General features: G+C 71.1%; 1 protein-coding gene. It reads left to right on the top strand.

Features of this window, described 5'->3' with window-relative positions:
- On the top strand, nt 1-1,199 hold a 1,199-nt coding region (locus VCS63_RS29675), incomplete at both ends, for a Zn-dependent hydrolase (protein WP_323881919.1).

Below are 1,199 nucleotides of genomic sequence, written 5' to 3'. Positions count from 1 at the left end.
CTGTCCCGATTCACCCTGCCCGATGTGCCCTGGACGCGCCGCGCGTTCTCGCCGCTGTTTGACGAAGCGCGCGCCTGGCTGCGCGGTGAATTCGAAGCCGCTGGCCTCACCACCCGCCTGGACGCCGGCGGCAACCTGGTCGGCACGCTGGCCGGACGCGATCCGGCGCGCAAGCCCATCGCGACCGGCTCGCACTGCGACACCGTCATGGCCGGCGGCCGGTTCGACGGCATCATCGGCGTGCTGGCCGGCATCGAGGTGGCCCACACGCTGCGCGAACACGGCGTCCAGCTGGAACACCCCTTCGAGGTCATCGACTTCCTGTCCGAGGAACCCAGCGACTACGGTATCTCTTGCGTGGGCAGCCGCGCGCTCTGCGGCCAATTGACCGCGGACATGCTGCAGGCCCGCAACCCCGAGGGCGAAACGCTCGCGGCCGGCATTGCCCGCATCGGCGGGGATCCGTCAGCGCTGGGCGCGCCGCTGCGCGGCCCCGGCGGCACCGCCGCTTTCGTCGAGCTGCATATCGAACAGGGCCCGGTGCTGGAAAGCCGCGGCCTGCCCATCGGCGTGGTCACCAACATCGTCGGCATCCGCCGCGTGCAGATCACGGTGCAAGGGCAGCCCGACCATGCCGGCACCACGCCCATGGACATCCGCCGCGACGCCCTGGTGGGCGCGGCCCGCATCATCGACGCCGCCCACCGCCAGGCCAGCGCCGCTAGCGGCAATCCGCACTACGTCGTGGCGACGGTGGGCCGCCTGTCCATGACGCCCAACGCCGCCAATGCGGTGCCGGGCTGCGTCGAACTCACCCTGGAAGTGCGCAGCGACAGCGACGCCGTGCTCGATGCTTTCCCCGAAACCCTGATGGCGGGCGTGGCCACGGACCTGACGGCGCTGCGCCTGTCCGCAAGCTTCACGCAGCTGAGCCGCGCCCGGCCCACCGACTGCACGCCGCTGGTGATGGACGCGGTGCAGACCGCCGCCGGCCAGCTGGGCTACGCCTGCATGCGCCTGCCCAGCGGCGCGGGCCACGATGCCGTCTACATGGCGCCCACCGGACCCATCGGGATGATCTTCATCCCCTGCCTGAACGGCCGCAGCCATTGCCCGGAAGAATGGATCGAGCCCTCGCAACTGCTGGACGGCACCCGCGTGCTGTATCAGTCCGTCCTGGAACTGGACCGGGCGCTGCG

The sequence above is a fragment of the Achromobacter sp. D10 genome (assembly GCF_035282245.1).
GTDB lineage: Bacteria > Pseudomonadota > Gammaproteobacteria > Burkholderiales > Burkholderiaceae_B > Achromobacter > Achromobacter insolitus.
The sequence above is the reverse complement of the archived record's forward strand: the minus strand, read 5'-3'. Positions and strand labels throughout refer to the sequence as shown.